16 protein-coding genes are annotated in these 17,882 nt (G+C 68.9%); 11 read left to right on the top strand and 5 right to left on the bottom strand.

Annotated features, from left to right (window positions below; genetic code table 11):
* Nucleotides 1-70: 70 nt before the first annotated feature.
* The 5 genes from ACFOD4_RS17530 (at nt 71) to ACFOD4_RS17510 (ending at nt 5,474) form a co-directional block, all read left to right on the top strand.
* Complete coding sequence (locus tag ACFOD4_RS17530; protein WP_379598473.1) at nt 71-985, top strand: glycosyltransferase family 9 protein; 915 nt, start codon at nt 71-73, stop codon at nt 983-985.
* A complete protein-coding gene (locus tag ACFOD4_RS17525) occupies nt 982-1,311 on the top strand; it encodes a hypothetical protein (RefSeq protein ID WP_379598471.1) in 330 nt (109 codons plus the stop codon). Before ACFOD4_RS17530 ends, ACFOD4_RS17525 begins: the two co-directional genes overlap by 4 nt.
* Entirely contained in the window at nt 1,311-2,324 is a 1,014-nt protein-coding gene (locus ACFOD4_RS17520) for a glycosyltransferase (protein WP_379598469.1), read from the top strand. Before ACFOD4_RS17525 ends, ACFOD4_RS17520 begins: the two co-directional genes overlap by 1 nt.
* A gap of 65 nt (nt 2,325-2,389) precedes the next feature.
* Complete coding sequence (asnB, locus tag ACFOD4_RS17515; RefSeq protein ID WP_379598468.1) at nt 2,390-4,147, top strand: asparagine synthase (glutamine-hydrolyzing); 1,758 nt, start codon at nt 2,390-2,392, stop codon at nt 4,145-4,147.
* A 121-nt stretch (nt 4,148-4,268) separates the two neighbouring features.
* Nucleotides 4,269-5,474: a Gfo/Idh/MocA family protein gene (locus ACFOD4_RS17510; protein ID WP_379598467.1), complete on the top strand. Its 1,206-nt coding sequence runs from the start codon at nt 4,269-4,271 to the stop codon at nt 5,472-5,474.
* Nucleotides 5,475-5,572: 98 nt separating this feature from the next.
* On the opposite strand, the gene der is transcribed toward ACFOD4_RS17510, so the two are convergent.
* Nucleotides 5,573-6,907, bottom strand: a complete 1,335-nt coding sequence (der, locus tag ACFOD4_RS17505) for a ribosome biogenesis GTPase Der (RefSeq protein WP_379598466.1) — start codon at nt 6,905-6,907, stop codon at nt 5,573-5,575.
* Between the two features lie 166 nt (nt 6,908-7,073).
* Between der and ACFOD4_RS17500 the strand changes: the two genes are divergently transcribed.
* The 5 genes from ACFOD4_RS17500 (at nt 7,074) to ACFOD4_RS17480 (ending at nt 13,032) form a co-directional block, all read left to right on the top strand.
* Nucleotides 7,074-7,796 carry an aspartyl/asparaginyl beta-hydroxylase domain-containing protein gene (locus ACFOD4_RS17500; protein ID WP_379598465.1) on the top strand — a complete coding sequence of 241 codons (723 nt, stop codon included), beginning with the start codon at nt 7,074-7,076 and terminating at the stop codon, nt 7,794-7,796.
* 128 nt (nt 7,797-7,924) lie between these two features.
* A complete protein-coding gene (locus ACFOD4_RS17495) occupies nt 7,925-9,307 on the top strand; it encodes an aminotransferase family protein (RefSeq protein ID WP_379598463.1) in 1,383 nt (460 codons plus the stop codon).
* A 299-nt stretch (nt 9,308-9,606) separates the two neighbouring features.
* Nucleotides 9,607-10,923, top strand: coding sequence for a dihydroorotase (locus ACFOD4_RS17490; protein ID WP_379598462.1), 1,317 nt, complete (start codon nt 9,607-9,609; stop codon nt 10,921-10,923).
* A 124-nt stretch (nt 10,924-11,047) separates the two neighbouring features.
* Nucleotides 11,048-11,698: a tetratricopeptide repeat protein gene (locus ACFOD4_RS17485; protein WP_379598461.1), complete on the top strand. Its 651-nt coding sequence runs from the start codon at nt 11,048-11,050 to the stop codon at nt 11,696-11,698.
* Entirely contained in the window at nt 11,698-13,032 is a 1,335-nt protein-coding gene (locus tag ACFOD4_RS17480; protein WP_379598460.1) for an outer membrane protein assembly factor BamB family protein, read from the top strand. Before ACFOD4_RS17485 ends, ACFOD4_RS17480 begins: the two co-directional genes overlap by 1 nt.
* A gap of 39 nt (nt 13,033-13,071) precedes the next feature.
* On the opposite strand, the gene ACFOD4_RS17475 is transcribed toward ACFOD4_RS17480, so the two are convergent.
* A complete protein-coding gene (locus tag ACFOD4_RS17475; RefSeq protein WP_379598458.1) occupies nt 13,072-14,133 on the bottom strand; it encodes an aspartate-semialdehyde dehydrogenase in 1,062 nt (353 codons plus the stop codon).
* A 328-nt stretch (nt 14,134-14,461) separates the two neighbouring features.
* Between ACFOD4_RS17475 and ACFOD4_RS17470 the strand changes: the two genes are divergently transcribed.
* Nucleotides 14,462-14,932, top strand: coding sequence for a GNAT family N-acetyltransferase (locus tag ACFOD4_RS17470; RefSeq protein ID WP_379598457.1), 471 nt, complete (start codon nt 14,462-14,464; stop codon nt 14,930-14,932).
* On the opposite strand, the gene ACFOD4_RS17465 is transcribed toward ACFOD4_RS17470, so the two are convergent.
* The 3 genes from ACFOD4_RS17465 to ACFOD4_RS17455 all read right to left on the bottom strand — a co-directional run bounded on the left by ACFOD4_RS17465 (nt 14,919) and on the right by ACFOD4_RS17455 (nt 17,868).
* On the bottom strand, nt 14,919-15,638 hold the full coding sequence (locus tag ACFOD4_RS17465) for an SDR family NAD(P)-dependent oxidoreductase (RefSeq protein ID WP_379598455.1): 720 nt from the start codon (nt 15,636-15,638) through the stop codon (nt 14,919-14,921). The genes ACFOD4_RS17470 and ACFOD4_RS17465 overlap by 14 nt on opposite strands.
* Before the next feature lie 4 nt (nt 15,639-15,642).
* The gene (gene purF, locus ACFOD4_RS17460; RefSeq protein ID WP_379598454.1) at nt 15,643-17,136 is read right to left on the bottom strand and encodes an amidophosphoribosyltransferase; all 1,494 of its coding nucleotides are present in this window, start codon (nt 17,134-17,136) and stop codon (nt 15,643-15,645) included.
* Nucleotides 17,137-17,307: 171 nt separating this feature from the next.
* Complete coding sequence (locus ACFOD4_RS17455) at nt 17,308-17,868, bottom strand: CvpA family protein (protein WP_379598452.1); 561 nt, start codon at nt 17,866-17,868, stop codon at nt 17,308-17,310.
* Nucleotides 17,869-17,882 lie beyond the last annotated feature (14 nt).

Genomic DNA, 17,882 nt, shown 5'->3' with positions numbered 1-17,882 from the left:
GCGAACCGGCCTCGGGGCAAGCGGCGGCGCTGCACCTTCGCGCGCAACCATGCTATGCGCGGCCCCGACCATGCGCATCCTTTTCGTGACCGCCACCCGGATCGGGGATGCGGTGCTCTCCACCGGATTGCTCGACCACCTGCTGCGGACCTATCCGGATGCGCGGATCACGGTCGCCTGCGGACCTGTCGCCGAGGGCGTGTTCGCCCGTATGCCACGGCGCGAAGCGACCATCGTGCTGACCAAACAAAGCTTTTCCCGCCACTGGCTGGGGCTGTGGCGTCAGGTGGCGCTGCAGCGCTGGGACCTTGTGGTGGATCTGCGCGGCTCCGCCCTGGCTTGGCTGGTGCCGGCGCGGCGGCGCGCGGTGATGCGGGGGGGGCGTCGGCCGGGGCATCGTATCGGCCATCTGGCGGCCGTGCTGGGGCTGCCTTCCCCCCCACCGCCGGTTGCCTGGTTCGACGCGTCCGATGCGGTCCGCGCGGCATCGCTGTTGCCGGGGACGGGGCCTTACATCGCCCTTGGCCCCAGCGCCAACTGGGCCGGCAAGGTTTGGCCGTCGGAGCGCTTTGTCGCCTTGTTCCAGGCGTTGGCGGCGCCCAGCGGGCCATTGCCCGGCGCGCGGCCGGTGGTGTTGGCCGGACCGGGGGCGGCGGAGGCCGCCATGGCCGCGCCGGTGCTGGCCAGGTTGCCAGGAAGTGTGGATCTGGTGGGGCAGCTGGAACTTCCCGAGGCGGCGGCGGCGCTGTCGCGCTGCGCGCTGTTTGTCGGCAATGATTCCGGTCTGATGCATCTGGCGGCGGCTGCGGCGGTTCCGACACTGGGCCTGTTCGGCCCGACCCCGGCGGATGAATACGCGCCGGTCGGCGCCTGCGCGCGTGCCGTGGTCGCTGACGGGCCGCTGGGCGCCGCGCCCATGCAGGCTTTGTCCGTGGAGTCCGCTCTGGAGGCGGCCACGCGGCTGCTGAGAAAGGACAACGCATGACCCCGAGGCTGAGCCTGGCCATCGTTGCCCGCAAGAAAGGCGGTCAACCTCCGGCCCGCACCGGCGGTCCGGGCTTCGGCAATGCGGTGGACCGGGCCATCCCGGATACGCCGCGGCGGGTCAACATGTGTTCCGACGCCCGCGCCGCCAATCCGCTATTGACTGGCAAGATCGGCCGGCCGAGTGGCCACCTGCGGTGTTGCTGCGCGCCTCCCGCCCGGCTCCTGCTGCCTCGCCGGGAGAGTGGAGGGGGCATGTTGCCGGCCCGCTGTGCCGGGTTGCTGCCGCATCGAAAGCCCGGACAATATCCGGAGCGCCACCCCTGATGCGCGTCGCGCAGATCATGGCCGGGGCATCCATGGGTGGGGCGGAGGGCTTTTTCGAGCGGCTGAGCATTGCCTTGCACGAGTCCGGCGATGCCGTGCTGCCGGCAATCCGACACGATGCCGGCCGGGCCGCGAGGCTGGAGGCGGCGGGCCTCGCGCCGCTGCAACTGCCCTTTGGCGGACCGCTCGATCTGATGACCCGGCCTTTGCTCGGGCGAGCGCTGCGCCGCTTCCGCCCGAACGTGGCGGTCGCGTGGATGAACCGGGCGGCGGCGAAGGCGCCGCGCGGAGCTTGGCCCCTGGTCGGTCGGCTGGGCGGCTATTACGACCTGAAGTATTACCGTCGCTGCGATCATCTGGTTGGCAACACGCGGGACCTCGCGCGCTGGATCACGGCGCAGGGCTGGCCGGCCGAGCGCACGCACTACCTGCCGAACTTCGTGGCTGAAATGGGCGACGCCAAGCCTGCGACGCTGGACCTTCCGCCGGAAGCACCCGTGCTGCTGGGGCTGGGGCGTCTTCACCGCAACAAGGGCTTTGACACTGCACTCCGGGCCCTGGCGCTGCTGCCCCGTGCGGTGCTGCTGCTGGCCGGGGAAGGGCCCGAGCGGGAAGCGCTGCATCGGCTGGCCGCTGAGCTGGAGCTGGGCGATCGCGTGCGCTTCCTGGGCTGGCGGCAGGATGCCGCGGCGCTGCTCGCGGCCTGCGACGTGTTCCTTTGCTCTTCCCGCCATGAGCCGCTGGGCAACATGGTCATCGAGGCCTGGAGCGCCCGGCGCCCGGTTGTTGCGGCCGCCGCGCAAGGACCATCCGAGCTGATCCATGACGGCCGGACGGGCATGCTGGTGCCGCCGGAAGATCATCGGGCCATGGCGGCGGCGATTGCCGCCCTGCTGGCCGATCCGGCGCGGCGGGAGGTGCTGGCCACGGCGGGCCGCGCCGCCTATGCCGCTGAATTTGCCCAGGCGCCGGTGCTTGCGCGCTGGCGCGGCTTCCTGCAACAGGTGGCGTAGTCCCGGTTGCCCGCCCCGGGGCCGCGACGTTCCCGACCGCCGGGCGGGTGGAGCCATAATCCTGCATGTGCGGCATTGCCGGCCTGATCCTGCGCCAGGGGCAGACCCCCGACGCCACCACCCTGCAAAGGCTGACCCAGGCGCTGGCGCATCGCGGGCCCGATGGCGGTGGGCACCATGTGGCTGCGAATGTGGCGCTGGCGCATACCAGGCTGGCCATCATCGACCTGCAGACTGGCGACCAGCCGCTTTTCGCCGGGCCGGCTGCGCTGGTCGGCAATGGCGAGGTCTACAACTACCGGGAGCTGAGAGAGACCTACCAGCTCGGCTGCGCCACCGGCAGCGATTGCGAGCCGCCGCTGCATCTGTACCGCCGCGACGGGGTGGCCTTCGCCGACGGGTTGCGCGGCATGTACGCCCTGGCCATCCATGACCGCTCGGCCCGGCAGGTGGTGCTGGCGCGCGACCCCTTCGGCATCAAGCCGCTCTACATGGCGGAAGTGCCGGGAGGCGTCGCCTTTGCGTCCGAGGCACAGGCACTGGTCGCGGCAGGGCTGGTGCGCCCCCGGGTACGGGCCGAGTCGCGTGCCGAGCTGTTGCAGATGCAGTTCACCACCGGTGCCGAAACCATTTTTGAGGGCATTAACCGCGTTCTGCCGGGGGAGAGCATCGCCCTGGCCGAGGGCAAGGTACTGGAACGCCGCCACCGCGCTGCCCTGCCTGAGGGCGGCCCGGTCGCCGCCACGGAGGACGAGGCGCTGGCCCGCTTCGACGCCGCCTTCCGTGACAGCGTGGAGATGCACCAGCGGAGCGACGTGCCCTATGGCATGTTCCTGTCCGGCGGCACGGACAGCGCGGCGGTGCTGGCCATGATGGCTCGGCTGAACGAGGCGCCTGTGCGCGCCTTCACCGCCGGCTTCGACGTCCAGGGCGCGGCGGATGAGCGCGAGCGCGCCGCCGGCTTCGCCCGGGCCGCCGGCGCGAAGCACGAGACGGTGCATGTGACCGAGGCCGAGGTGTGGAAACACCTGCCCGAGATCGTTGCCGCCATGGACGACCCGGCGGCCGACTACGCCATCATCCCCACCTGGTTCCTGGCTCGGCGGGCGCGGCAGGAGGTGAAGGTGGTGCTCTCGGGCGAGGGCGGGGACGAGATCCTGGGCGGCTATGGCCGCTATCGCGCCGCCATGCGCCCCTGGTGGCTGGGGGGCAAGGCGCCGCGCACACGGGGGGCCTTCGACCGGGTGGATGTGCTGCGGAGGGAGCCGACCGGCTGGCGCGACGGCATTGCGGCCGCCGAATCGGCTGCGGCCACGCCGGGGCGGACCCGCCTGATGGCAGCACAGGCCCTGGACATGGCCGACTGGCTGCCGAACGATCTGCTGATCAAGCTCGATCGCTGCCTGATGGCGCATGGCGTGGAAGGGCGTACGCCCTTTCTCGACACCGCTGTCGCCGAGGCGGCCTTTCGCCTGCCGGATGGGCTGAAGGTACGTCGTCATACCGGCAAGTGGCTGCTGCGCGAATGGCTGGCGCGGAACTTTCCGGCCGCCGACCCGCACAAGCCGAAGCAGGGCTTCACCGTGCCGATCGGCGCCTGGATCGCGTCGCGGGGCGAGGCGCTGGGGCCGTTGGTGGCGGCACAGCCCGGAGTGATGGAGATCGCACGCCCGGAAAGGGTGGCGGCGCTGTTTCGGGCAGCCTCCGGCAAGCGGGAGGGTTTCGCTGCCTGGCATCTGTTGTTCTACGCGCTGTGGCATCGTCGTCATGTGGAAGGCGTCCTGCCGGAGGGTGACACCTTCCACTACCTCAATCTGCGGTAGCAGGAGACGCAGTCTTCTAAAGGCCGGGCTTGTGCTCAACGCGGGCGTGAAGAAACAGGATGACCGGGTAGGGGTTTGCGCTGCATCCACAACCGGGGCCATGATCTTGCCAGAGAACCGCTTGCCTGCTGCCTCGCGCCGCACCCTTGTCAGCTCGCTGGGAGCGTTGATGGCCGTTCCGGCGGCGGCGCAGGCCTCAGCTGCTGCTACTGGCGAAAGCATTCCCGCCGGCCCGACTGGACGTCCGGAGCCCGAGCTTGAATGCCCGCCTCAGCAGGCGGAGGATCGTCGTATCGGCTGGGCGGTGGCAGGGCTCGGGCATTTCGCACAGGCTTACATGCTGCCCGCTCTTGGCCGCGCCCTGATGTCCCGCCCAGCGGGGCTGATCTCGGGCAGTCCCGAGAAGCTGCGGCAGGTTGGTGCCCGCTACGGGATCAGCGATCAGCATCGCTACGGCTATGACATGGCGGGGCTTAGCGACGACCAGGCGGTGCAGGTGGTCTATGTCATCACGCCCAACTCCACCCATGCCGAGCTGACGGTGCGCGCGCTGGAGGCCGGCAAGCATGTGCTGTGCGAGAAGCCGATGGCGAACTCTCCGGCCGAGTGCCAGCGCATGATCGACGCGGCCAAGGCGGCGGGCCGCAAGCTCATGGTCGCCTACCGCGCCCATTTCGAGCCGCACAACATGCGCGCCCGGGACATGCTGCGGGCCGGCGAGCTGGGCAAGGTATGGTTCGCCTCCGCCGATCACCACAGGCCGTTGAAGCCTTCGCAGCCACGCGACCAGTGGCGGGTGCGCAAGGCGATCGCCGGTGGGGGCTCGCTGGTGGATATCGGCATCTACTCGATCAACGGGCTGATCTGGTTCCTCGGCGAAAGCCCTGTCTCGGTTGCCGCCACACTCCATTCGCCACCCGATGACGACCGCTTCGCCGAGGTCGAGAACATCGTGCAGGCGCAGCTGGTGTTTCCGTCCGGCGCACGGGCCAACATCTCCTCCGGCTACACGGCGGACAAGAAGCGCATCGATCTGTGGGGCGACAAGGCGGTGGCGGTGCTGGACCCGGCTACGGCCTACAAGGACAATAAGCTCATCGTCTCCACGGCCGAGGAACAGCGCCAGATCCTTTCCGAGGCCACCAGCGCCGAGCAGTTCACCAGCGTGATGGACCACCTTTCGGAAGCCATCGCCAGCAATGGCGAAGTGGATGCGCCGGGTGAGATGGGGCTGCGGGACATCCGCATCATCGAGGCCCTCTACCGCTCGGCGGCGACCGGAAGCCGCATCGACCTTAACGGCGACATGACCATGAAGAACGGCTGAGCGACCAGGCACGGCCTGTGTCTTCGCCGTTCCGGTCAGCCTGCCGATGATGGCCGGAGGCGCGCTGGTGGCGCGCTCCTGAGCCCGCCCCCCGCCCGCTATTCCTCGACGAAGGGGTTCTTGCCGCCCCGTGCGTGAAGACGGATCGGCACGCCGGGCATGTCGAAGGTGTCGCGGAAGCTGTTCACCAAATAGCGGCGGTAATCCTCCGGCAGGTCCTCGGCGCGGGGGCCGAACACGGCGATGGTGGGCGGGCGGGCCTTCGGCATGGTGGCGTAGCGCAGCTTGATGCGGCGGCCATCGGCCAATGGAGGCGTGTGCTTGGCCACCGCGCCCTCGAACCAGCGATTCAGCTCGCCGGTGGGAATGCGGCGGTTCCAGCGCTCGATGGTGCGGCGCACCGTGGGCATCAGCTTGTCCACGCCGCGTCCGGTCATGGCCGAGAGGGCGACCACGGCGATGCCCTTGAGCTGCGCCAGGGAGGTTTGCAGCGTGTCTTCCAGCACCTGCCGTGCGGCGGCGCGATCCTCCACGGCGTCCCACTTGTTGTAGGCGATCACAACGGCCCGGCCTTCGCGCTCGGCCAGGCGTGCGATGCGCAGGTCCTGCTCGTCCATGCCGAGGGTGGCGTCGAGCACCAGCACCGCGACCTCCGCTTCCTTCAGTGCGCCGATGGTCGCGCCCACCGACATCTGCTCAAGGCTCTCGCTGATCCGGGCCTTCTTGCGCATGCCGGCGGTGTCCACCAGCCGCACCTTGCCCTCGTCATCCTCCCACTGCACGGCCACGGCGTCGCGGGTCAGACCGGGTTCGGGACCGGTGATCATGCGCTCCTCGCCGAGGAGGGCGTTCAGCAGGGTGGACTTGCCGGCATTGGGGCGGCCGACGATGGCCAGGCGCAGCGGCCGGTCACGGTCCCGCGCCTCGGGGTCCTCTTCCTCAGGCAGCAGTTCGGCGGCGGTGGTGTGAAGGTCGGCGATGCCCTCGCCATGCTCGGCGGAGATGGCCACCGGATCGCCGAGGCCGAGCTCATAGGCCTCCATGGCGGCCATGCCGCCGCCGCGGCCCTCGGTCTTGTTGGCGACCAGCAGCACGGGGGTGGGCTGGCGCCGCAGCCAGGCGGCGAAGGCGCGGTCGGAGGGCGTCAGCCCGGTGCGGGCGTCGATCACGAACAGCACCAGGTCGGCCTGGCGGATGGCGACCTCCGAGGAGGCGCGCATGCGGCCGGCCACGGTGTCGGGCGGTGCTTCCTCCAGCCCTGCCGTATCCAGCAGCAGCACGGCACGGCCGCCAAGGCGCGCCTCGACCTCCTTGCGGTCGCGGGTGACGCCGGGCGTGTCGTCCACGATGGCGAGCTTGCGGCCCGCAAGGCGGTTGAACAGCGTGGACTTGCCGACGTTGGGCCGGCCGATGATGGCGATACGGGGGAGCATGATGAGGCTGGCTTTAGCCCGGAACCGGGGCGCGGGGAACCGAAACCACGCGCGGCGCCCCCGCCGCGCCGCCTTGCTGGCATGCAGGACACTGGGGTCGGGCAGGGGGCGTTGACTTGCCCCTCGAGGCGGGAGCAACGTCCGCAAGAGAAGGGGGACAAGGCCTATGGATATCGGAGTACCTTTGCGCGACCTGGGGCCGGTCGATGTTTCCGGCGTGCTGAAGATGATCGAGACGCTGACCGAGGAAGACTGGACCGGCAACAATTTCCGCCGCGACATGCTCTCGGCCGGAGTTCACGACGCCGCCGACAACATTCTGTTCAAGACCGAGTGGCATCCCTCCGCCAGCCGCACCGGCATCCTGACCTTCGAGGACCTGGTGTTCGTCTGGGCCAAGGAAAAGGGGATCGACCATCGTCCCTACCTGCCGATTGCCAAGGAAAACACCGATCTCTGGCCAGTTTTCACCATGCCCGACTGGAACCGGTACAAGGACGTGCTGGAGCCGGTGGTGCAGCAGGCCATCGCGCCGCTGAAGAAGCCGCGCGGCGTGGTCACCCGCGTGGCACTGGTGCGGCTGCGAGGCGGCACGCAGGTGCCGCCGCATATTGACGGGCAGCTCATGGCCGTGAAGGCCCACCGCATCCATGTGTCGCTGAGCAGCACGCCGAGCGTCGAATACAAGATCGACGGGCGGAAATTCACCATGCTCAAGGGCCATGCCTACGATTTCAACAACCGCATGCGGCATTCGACCCGGAACAAGGGCAAGAACGCGCGGATCAACATGTTCGTCGATTACTACCCGGAGCCAGGGCTGTTCATCGCCAACCCCCTGGATGTTTCCGCGCCGCTGAACGTGCCGCCGACGCCGGTGATCAACTGACAGGTGGTCCCGACCGGGGCACATGTCCCGCCCGCGACGCGAATGGCCCCTGACGCATCGAGCCGCCCGCCGGCTTTTCTCCATTCCCGCGCCGTGGGCGGCCCGGCGGGACCGTTGAAGGACCGATCATGAACTTCGTCCCCAAGCCCAACGACATTGCCGGCATCATCGAGGCGGATCGCGCCCATGTCTGGCATCACCTGTCGCAGCACAAGCAGTACGAGACGAGCGACCCGCCGATCATGATCGAGGGCAAGGGGCTGCGCATCTGGGACGCCAAGGGGCGCGAGTATCTCGACGCTGTGGCGGGCGGCGTGTGGACGGTGAATGTGGGCTATGGCCGCGAATCCATCGCCAACGCTGTGCGCGACCAGCTGGTGAAGCTGAACTATTTCGCGGGCGCCGCGGGCAGCGAGCCGGGGGCGCGCTTCGCGCAGAAGCTGATCGAGAAGATGCCGGGACTGACCCGGGTCTATTATTCGAACTCGGGTTCCGAGGCGAACGAGAAGGTCTTCAAGATGGTGCGGCAGATTTCCGCGCGTCATCACGGCGGCCGCAAGTCCAAGATCCTGTTTCGCGAGCGCGACTATCACGGCACCACCATTGCCGTGCTCGCCGCATGCGGCCAGCCGCAGCGGGCCGAGCAGTACGGACCATTTCCGGAAGGCTTCGTCGAGGTGCCGCATTGCCTGGAATACCGCAACCAGTACCCGGATGCGGAAGACTATGGCCTGGCCGCCGCCAACGCGATCGAGGACGTCATCCTGCGCGAAGGGCCCGACACGGTGGGCCTGCTCTGCCTGGAGCCGATCACCGCGGGTGGCGGCGTCATTACGCCTCCCAAGGGCTACTGGGAGCGGGTGCAGGAGATCTGCCGCAAGTACGAGGTCCTGCTGCATATCGACGAGGTGGTTTGCGGCCTGGGCCGCACCGGCACCTGGTTCGGCTACCAGCAATACGGGGTGAAGCCTGATTTCGTCACCATGGCCAAGGGAGTGGCCTCGGGCTACGCCGCCATCTCCTGCACCGTGACCACCGAGGCGGTGTTCGAGATGTTCAAGGACAACCCTTCGGACCCGATGAGCTATTTCCGCGATATCTCGACCTATGGCGGGTGCCTGGCCGGTCCTGCGGCTGCACTGGAGAACATGCGGATCATCGAGGATGAGGGCCTGCTGGCCAACACGGTGTCCATGGGTGAGCGGCTGGACGGCAATCTCCGCGCGCTGATGGAGAAGCACCGGGTCGTCGGGGACGTGCGCGGCAAGGGGTTGTTCTACGGCGCTGAGCTGGTGGCCGACCGCACGACCAAGGAGCCGCTGGCCGAGGCCAAGGTCGCCGCCGTGGTCGCCAAGTGCCGCGAGCACGGCGTCATCATCGGCATGACCAACCGCTCCCTGCCCGGGCTGAACAACACGCTCTGCCTGAGTCCCGGACTGATCGCGACGCCGGATGACATCGACACCATCACCTCCGCCATTGACCGTGCCTTGGCCGAGGTTTGCGGCTGATGGGCCGGGGTTGAGGGATCCTGCCCCTCAACCCCACCCTTGCGGAGACGTCGTTCCCGACCAGCGCTCACGGGCGCGGTCCGGCGGCCTCGCCGCCCTCTCGCCAGGGGGGGCGCTGAAGGCGCCATGAACGCCTATCCGAAGGTGTGCCGGCCTTCGGCAATGCGGGTTCGAGAGGGCCGACGTCCCATGGAATTCCGCGCTTTGGATCCAGGACGCCGCGTTCCGCCCCCTGGCCGCCTTTCATGAAACGTCATAGACCAGCCTTTCTTCCCCGCAACCTGCAGGAGCCAGCCGCCATGACCCAGTACGATCTTATTCTGCGGGGCGGCACCTGCGTGCTGCCATGGGGCGAGGTGGCGGCCGATGTGGCGGTGCAAGCGGGGCGGATCGCGGCCATTGGCGACCTTGGTGCCGCCGGTGCCGCCGAGGTGATCGATTGTGCTGGGCTGCATGTGCTGCCAGGCTTGATCGACCCGCATGTGCATCTGCGCGACCCTGGCGATCCGGCGGTGGAAACCATTCCGACCGGTACCAGGGCGGCCATCCTGGGCGGCATCACCGCCGTGTTCGACATGCCGAACACCACCCCGTCCATCACCAGCCAGAAGGCGCTGGAAGACAAGCGGGCCTATGTCCAGGGCAAGTCCTGGTGCGACATCGGCTTCTATGTCGGTGCCGGCAAATCCAACATCGCCGCCCTGGCCGCGCTGGAGCTGGAGCCGGATGTTTGCGCCATCAAGGTCTTTGCCGGCAGCAGCACCGGGGACCTGCTGGTGGAGGACGATGCTTCGCTGGAGCGGGTGATGCGGTCGGGCCGCCGCCGCATCTGCTACCATTCCGAGGACGAGTACCGGCTGCAGGAGCGCAAGCCACTCTACGCCGCCGGCGGCCCGCACAGGCTGCATGCCGAGTGGCGCGACGTGGAATGCGCGCTGCTCGGCACCCGGCGGCTGATGGCGCTGGCGCGCGAGACCGATCGCCCGGCGCACATCCTCCACGTGTCCACCGCCGAGGAGCTGGACTACCTGCGCGATTACCGCGACATCGCGACGGTGGAGCTGCTGGTCAACCACCTGTCGCAGACCGACGAGGCCTATGAGCGGCTGGGCGGCTACGCGGTGATGAACCCGCCGATCCGCGATGCGCGGCACATGGCGGCGGCCTGGGCCGCAGTGGCGGATGGCCGGGTGGATTGCATCGGCTCCGACCATGCGCCGCATTCCCGCGCCAACAAGGAGAAGCCCTGGCCGCAGACGGCGGCGGGGCTGACTGGAGTGCAAACCCTGGCGCCCATCATGCTGGACCATGTGAATGCCGGCCGGCTGACGCTGACGCGCATGGCGGAGCTGATGGCGGACGGACCGGCGCGGGTTTATGGCGCGCTCAGCAAGGGGCGGATCTCGGCCGGCTACGATGCCGATTTCACCGTGGTGGACATGAAGCGCGGCCGCACCATCGAGGAAAGCTGGATCGCCTCGCCCTGCGGCTGGACGCCCTTTGCCGGCCAGAAGGTGACGGGCTGGCCGGTGATGACCATCATTCGCGGGCATGTGGCCATGCGTGAGGACGAGGTGCAGGGCGAGCCTCAGGGCCGTACGGTCCGGTTCCGCTGACGCTTCGGCCGCTGTCGCCGAGGCCAAGGCCCGGCATCATCGCGGACCCCGTAGCAAGCGTCGCCCTTAACGTGGGCGGCGCAGGCGGCTATGGTCCGCGCCGTTTTCGAATTGGGGCCGGACCTTGCCGGATATCTTCGACGAAGTGCAGGAGGAGCTGCGGGCCGAGCGGGCACGCAAGCTCGGCATGCGGTATGGCGGCATGGCGGCGGGGCTGGCCCTGCTGGCGTTGCTGGGCATCGGTGGCTGGCAGGGCTGGCAATGGTACCAGCAGCGCGAGGCCGACCGGCTCGCCACCACCTTTCTGGAGCTGAACCGCGCCACCGAGGCCGAGGGCGCCGATCTTCGCGCCATGGGTGAGCGATTCGGCGCCCTCGCCGCTGAGAGTCCCACCGGGTACCGTGTCCTGGCCCGGCTGCGTGCCGCTGCCCTGAAAGCGGAAACCGGCGACCGTGCCGCGGCACTCGCCATCTGGGACGAGCTGGCCGCCGATGCCTCCGCGCCGCAGCTCTACCGTGATCTCGGCAGCCTGATGTGGGTGCTGCACGGGCTCGATTCGCAGGACCCGGCGGCGCTGGCATCACGCATTCAGCCGCTGGCGGCGACTGGGCAGGCCTGGAGCGCCTCGGCGCGCGAGATGCAGGGATTGATCGCGCTGCGGCGCGGCGATCGGGATGAGGCGAAGCGCATTCTGGAAACCCTTGCCGGCGACGTGACGGCCCCCCGGGGCGTACGCGAGCGGGCGGAAAGGCTGGCGGCGGGAATGGGGGTCTGATGAGCGGGACGATCTGGACGCGACGCGCCGCGCTGCTGGGTGGCGCGGGCATGCTGGCGGGCTGCAGCACCATCGACAGCTGGTTCGGTACCCAGAAGGACAAGCTGCCGGGCGAGCGGCGGTCCATCATGGCGGAACGCCGTGGGCTTTCGGTGGACAACGCCGCTGCCGGCGGCCCGTTCAGCCTGCCGCCGCCGGCTGCCGGGGCGGCCTGGCCGCAGCCGGGCGGGAATGTCACCCATTCGCCAGGGCATGCCGCCCTGTCAGCTTCGCCGGGCCGTTTGTGGCGGGCGTCGGCGGGCAGCGGAAGCGCCTACCGTCGTCGCCTGACGGCGGGGCCGGTGATCGCTGAAGGCCAGGTCTTCGCCGCCGACGCCTATGGGCAGGTTTCGGCCTTTGACCTCAACACTGGCAGCCGCCGCTGGCGCTTCGACACCAGGCCGGATGACGACAGCACCGGCGCCGTGGGTGCAGGCTGCGCCTTCGCCGATGGAACGCTGTATGTCGCCACCGGCATGGCGGAGGTGATGGCGCTGGACCCTGCCACCGGCAAGCCGCGCTGGCGCGTTGGCCTGTCGGCGCCCTCGCGCGGCGCGCCCGCCATCGCAGGCAGCCGCGTCTTCGTGCCGGGTATCGACGGGCGGTTGACAGCGTTGTCCGCGGAGGATGGGCGACAGCTCTGGAGCTATGGCAGCCAGGCGACGCCCGCCGTACCGCTGGGCCTGCCGTCCCCGGCCGTGTTCGAGGATTTCCTGGTGGCTGGCTTTCCTTCGGGCGAGTTGATCGCACTGCGGCCCGAGGATGGGCAGATCATCTGGACCGAAAGCCTGGCCGGTGCCGGGCTGGGCGGGCTCGCCGAAATCTTCGGGGTGCGCGGCTTGCCGGTGATCCAGGACGGGCGGGTCTATGCCATCGGCATGGGCGGCACCTCCATGGCCGTCGACCTGCGTTCCGGTCGTCGGCTGTGGGAGCGTGAGCTCGGTGGCACCGAGACGCCGCTTCCGGTGGGGGATTGGCTGTTCCTCGTTGGAGGCGACGGCACGCTGGTGGCCATGGGGCGCGAGGACGCCCGCGTGCGCTGGATCACCGACCTGAATACACCGCCAGAGGGCAAGGAGCGCGATGACGAGCCCGCCAGCTTCGCCGCCCCCATCCTGGCGGGCGGCGTGCTGATCCTGCCTTCCAGCAAGGGCGAGGCACTGCAGATCAACCCGTCTTCCGGGCAGGTCACGGGACGGCTGAGCTTGCCGGGCAGCACCACCCTGCCGGGCGCCGTGGCCCAGGAGACCCTGGTCCTGCTGTCGGATAACGGCACGTTGTCCGCCTGGCGCTGAGGCCGGCATGCGGGGCGGCGCGGCCGCCCCGCAACAGTTTCACCGCTTCAGCAGCGCCTCGGCGATCTGCACGGCGTTGAGCGCGGCGCCCTTCAGCAGCTGGTCGCCCACCACGAAGAGTGCGATGGAGCGGCCCGAGGGATCGCCGAGATCGGCGCGGATGCGGCCCACCAGCACATCGTCCTGTCCCGAAGCGTCGGACGGCATGGGGAAATAGTTGCGGGCGCGGTCATCGACCAGCTTCACCCCCGCCGCGCCCTCGTAGGCGGCGCGGGCCTGCTCGGGCGTGACCGGCTCCTCGAACTCCACTGTCAGCGCCATGCCGTGCGCGCGCAGGATCGGGACGCGAATGCAGGTGATGCCGATCGGTAGTTCCGGCAGTCCCATGATGCGGCGGGTTTCCGCGACCACCTTCAGCTCCTCGCCATTGTAGCCGCTCTCGGGGTCCATATCGGCATTGTGGCTGAAGAAGTTGAAGGCGTAAGGGTGCGGCAGCACCTTCGGTTCGAAGCTGTCCCCGCGCAGGTAGGCGGCGGTTGACTCGCGCAATTCCTCCATGGCCGCAGCGCCGGCGCCGGAGGCCGCCTGGTAGGTCGCGGCGTGTAGGCGCCGAATGCGGAAGCGGGCCTGCAGCGGCGCCAGCGCCACAGTGGCGATGGCGGCAACGCAGTTGGGATTGGCGATGATGCCACGATGGGCGGCCATGGCGGCGGCGTTCACCTCGGGCACCACCAGCGGTACCTCGGCATCCATGCGGAAGGCCGAGGAATTGTCCACCACCACGGCGCCTGCCTTCACCGCGGCGGCGGCGAAGCGCTTGGAAATGCCCGAGCCGGCCGAGAAGAGCGCGATGTGCACGCCGTCGAACGAGGATTCGTCCAACGCTTCCACCGTGAGGTCCTGGCCCTTGAAGCGCATGGTCTTGCCGGCGGAGCGCGGCGAGGCAAGCAGCCTGAGGCGGGAGAGGGGAAAGCCGCGTGCCTCCAGGCAGTGCAGCAGTTCGACGCCGACCGCGCCGGTGGCGCCGACGATGGCGACGACCGGGTTGTCCGCCACGCGCTGATGCGGCTGGGAGCTGGCGGCGTCTTCGAGGGTGAGCATGCTGTCTCTCTTGCGTGGGCCGGGAGAGACGGTGCCTTGCCAGCCCCATCCGTCTCCGGCGGGGCCTTCTGGTTTATGCCGTGGTCCTCACCGCGCATGCCCCAGAGAACGCCCCGCCGGAGCGGTCGTCTTGGTAATGCGCTTGATGATGATCATCGCGGACATGCAACGCATCTGCCTCAAACGGCCGGGCGCCGTCAAGCAAGGCCGCGCCTCTATTTCCACGGAATGCCGGAGGCGGAGCATGGCCGGATGTAGAATTGATTAGTGCTTACCTGATGGCATAGGCGGAGCCTAGTGAGGTCTGCCTTTTTGCGGAGGTGCCGATATGGAGATTGTTTGCCTGGCCACGCGGCCTGATCTGGCGCCGGTGGTGGCATCCTGGCTGTGGGAGGCGTTCTGGCGGGAGGGAGGCACCGGCCTGGCTGAGGTCGAGGCGCTGGTCGCGACGGCCGCCGGGCCATCATCCCTGCCGCAAAGCTTCGTGCTGCTGGAAGACGGCGTTCCAGCCGGGACGGCGAGCCTGGCGGCGCGGGATCTGGAGGAACGGCCGGATCTCGCGCCTTGGCTGGCGGGGTTATATGTGGCCCCGGAATATCGCGGGCGCGGCCACGCGCGCCGCCTCGTCGCGGCGGTGGAAGAGGAGGCCGCGCGACAAGGGGAGGGAGCCTTGTGGCTCTACACCGCCGGAGCGGAAGGTCTTTACGAAGGGCTGGGATGGGTGCGGGCCGCGAGGGTTGTGCTTCCCTGCGGCCCGGTGGTCCTGATGCGCCGGGTGGCCGGGATCAGCCGGGCCTAAACATCACCGTGGCACCGTTGCGCGTCTCGCCCGGCATGCACAGATCGGCCAGACCAGGGGCCACATCGGCGGGCTGCGCAATGGTGGAAGGGTCTTCGCCCGGCATGGCCGTGGCGCGCATCTTGGTGGCCACGATGTCGGGGTCGAAAAGGTTCACCCGCAGCGGCGAGGCCTCGACTTCCATCGCCCAGGTTCTGACCAAGTGCTCCATGGCCGCCTTGGTCGCGCCGTAAGGGCCCCAGTAGGGCTTCGGACGCTGCACCCGGCCCGTGGTGACGAAAACGGCGCGGCCGGCAGGCGCGGCGCGCAACGGCGGATCGCAGGAACGGATCAGCCGCCAGCTCGCATTCACGTTGACGCCGATCAGCTGCGTCCAGTCGCGGGGCTGAATGTGCGCGATGGGCGTCAGGCTGCCCAGGGCCCCCGCCACATGCGCCAGAATGTCAAGCCTCCCGAACCGTTCGACCAGGGAGGGGCCGAAGCTGTCGATCTTGTCGGCTTCCTTGCCGGCCAGGTCGAAGGGCAGCAGGGTGGCGCTGCCCCCCGCCGCGCGGATGGCGTCGTCGGTTTCCTCCAGGCCGCCCTGGGTGCGGGCGACCAGCACGCAATGCGCGCCGCGCCGCCCCAGCTCGATGGCCAGGGCCGCGCCGATGCCGCGGCTGGCGCCAGTGACCAGGGCGATCTGCCCCGCAAGCGGACCGGCCACGCGCCTACTGCCCGTTTGCGGCGAGCAGGGCGGGCTCGCGCTCCGGATGCCCGATGAGGTCGGTCAAAGGAATGGCGTAGTCGCCCGTGAAGCAAGCATCGCAATAGCCGGGGTTCTCGCTGTCGCGCCCCGGACGGCCAAGGGCGCGGTACATGCCGTCCAGCGAGATGAAGGCCAGACTGTCGGCGCCGATGATGCGGGCCATTTCCTCCACATCGTGATTGGCAGCCAGCAGCTTGGCACGTTCCGGCGTGTCGATGCCGTAGAAGCAGGGATGAGTGGTGGGGGGCGAGGAAATGCGCATATGCACCTCGCGGGCGCCTGCCTGCCGGACCATCTCAACGATTTTCTTGGAGGTGGTACCGCGCACAATGGAATCATCCACCAGGATCACGCGCTTTCCTTCGAGCATGGCGCGGTTGGCCGAATGCTTCAACTTCACGCCGAGGTGGCGGATCTGGTCGGTAGGCTCGATGAAGGTGCGACCCACGTAATGGTTGCGAATGATGCCCAGCTCAAAGGGCAGTCCGCTTTCGGCGGCGTAGCCCATGGCCGCCGGTACTCCGGAGTCGGGCACCGGCACGATCACGTCGGCTTCCACCGGGCTTTCGAGGGCCAGCTCGGCGCCAATGCGCTTGCGTGTCCCATACACCGGCGTGCCCTCGACCACCGAATCCGGGCGAGCGAAATAGATGTATTCGAAGACGCAGAAGCGGCTCTGCGTCCGGCCGAAGGGGCGGATGGAACGCAGGCCGTTCTCATCGATGACGACGATCTCGCCCGCCTCGATGTCGCGCACGAACTCGGCGCCGACGATGTCCAGGGCGCATGTCTCGCTGGCCAGGACGTAGCTGCCGCCGACCTCGGGGCCGATGCGACCGAGCACCAGCGGACGGACGCCCAACGGATCGCGCGCACCGATCAGTGCACCATTATGAAGCGCAACAAGGGAGTAGGCGCCCTGCACCTGCTTCAGCGCGTCGATCAACCGGTCCACGACGTTGGCGTAGAGGCTGATGGCGATGAGGTGGACAAACACTTCGGAATCGGTGGTGCTCTGGAACAGGCAGCCACGGCGTACCAGGGCGCGCTTCAGCGCCGTGGCGTTGGTCAGGTTGCCGTTGTGGGCGACTGCCAGGCCGCCGAACTCGAAATCGGCGAAGAGCGGCTGGACATTGCGCAGCGCCGTCTCGCCCGTGGTGGCGTAGCGGTTGTGGCCAACGGCGCAGCGCCCCTTGAGCTGCGCCATCACCTTGGCATCGCCGAAGATGTCGCCAACAAGCCCGAGGCCACGATGCGCGTGGAACTCGCCCTGATCGGTGCTGTGGTCGGACAGGGTGACGACACCCGAGGCCTCCTGCCCGCGATGCTGGAGGGCATGCAGGCCCAGGGCGGTCAGCGCCGCCGCGTCCGTCGCGTTCCAGACGCCGAAAACGCCGCATTCCTCGTGGAATCCGTCATCCTCGTCATGCGGGTTGGTGGAGGCCAGGGGCTGCATCGTAGTCCTCATCTCCCACCTTCGGGTGCCTTGGAAGGGCGCAGCCGGAGGCGTCACAGGGGGGCGCATCGACGATCCGGCCCTGGCGATGCCGCCGGCCCGGGGAAGGCTGACCGGCCGGCACCCAGGCAAGGGCGAAGGCCGGAGGAAGCAGGCGCCGGGCCGGGGCGTTCAGCCGCGGTTCCGTGCCGGGGGACGCAGCAATTCGTCCATGGCCGGCATGCTGCTGGGCGGCATGTCCGGAAGTCGCGGGCGATACTCCGGCGGCAGATGCGACACAAGCTTGTCGGACAGGTCCGCCACAATCGGCAGTGAACGGGCCTGACGCACCGGCTCTGGCCAGCGATCGACGGCAGGCAGCACCAGACCGCCGAGGATATAGGCCAGCACCAGCAGAAAAGCACCCCGCGCGAGGCCGAACACCATGCCGAGCGCGCGATCCAGACCCCCGAGCACGGAGGCACGGACAAGCGCCGCGAACCAGGCGATCAACAACTTCAGCACGATGAGCGCGACAAGGAAGATCGTGGCGGCGGCGATGAGTTCGGCCAGCCATGCGGGCTGGATGAAGCTGGCCGCCAGGGAGGAGGCACGCCCGGTGAAAGACAGCGCCAGCACGGCCGCGCCGATCCAGGCGCCGACGCCCAGGACCTCGCGTACCAAGCCGCGGTAGAAGGCGACGAAGGCCGAGAGGACCATCACCGCCAGGACAATGGCATCGACCCAGGTCATGGCCGCCAGCCTAT

The sequence above is a fragment of the Teichococcus globiformis genome (assembly GCF_042646265.1).
GTDB classification, from domain to species: Bacteria; Pseudomonadota; Alphaproteobacteria; order Acetobacterales; family Acetobacteraceae; genus Pseudoroseomonas; species Pseudoroseomonas globiformis.
Note: the sequence above shows the minus strand (reverse complement) of the source record. Positions and strands in the feature narration are given on the sequence as shown.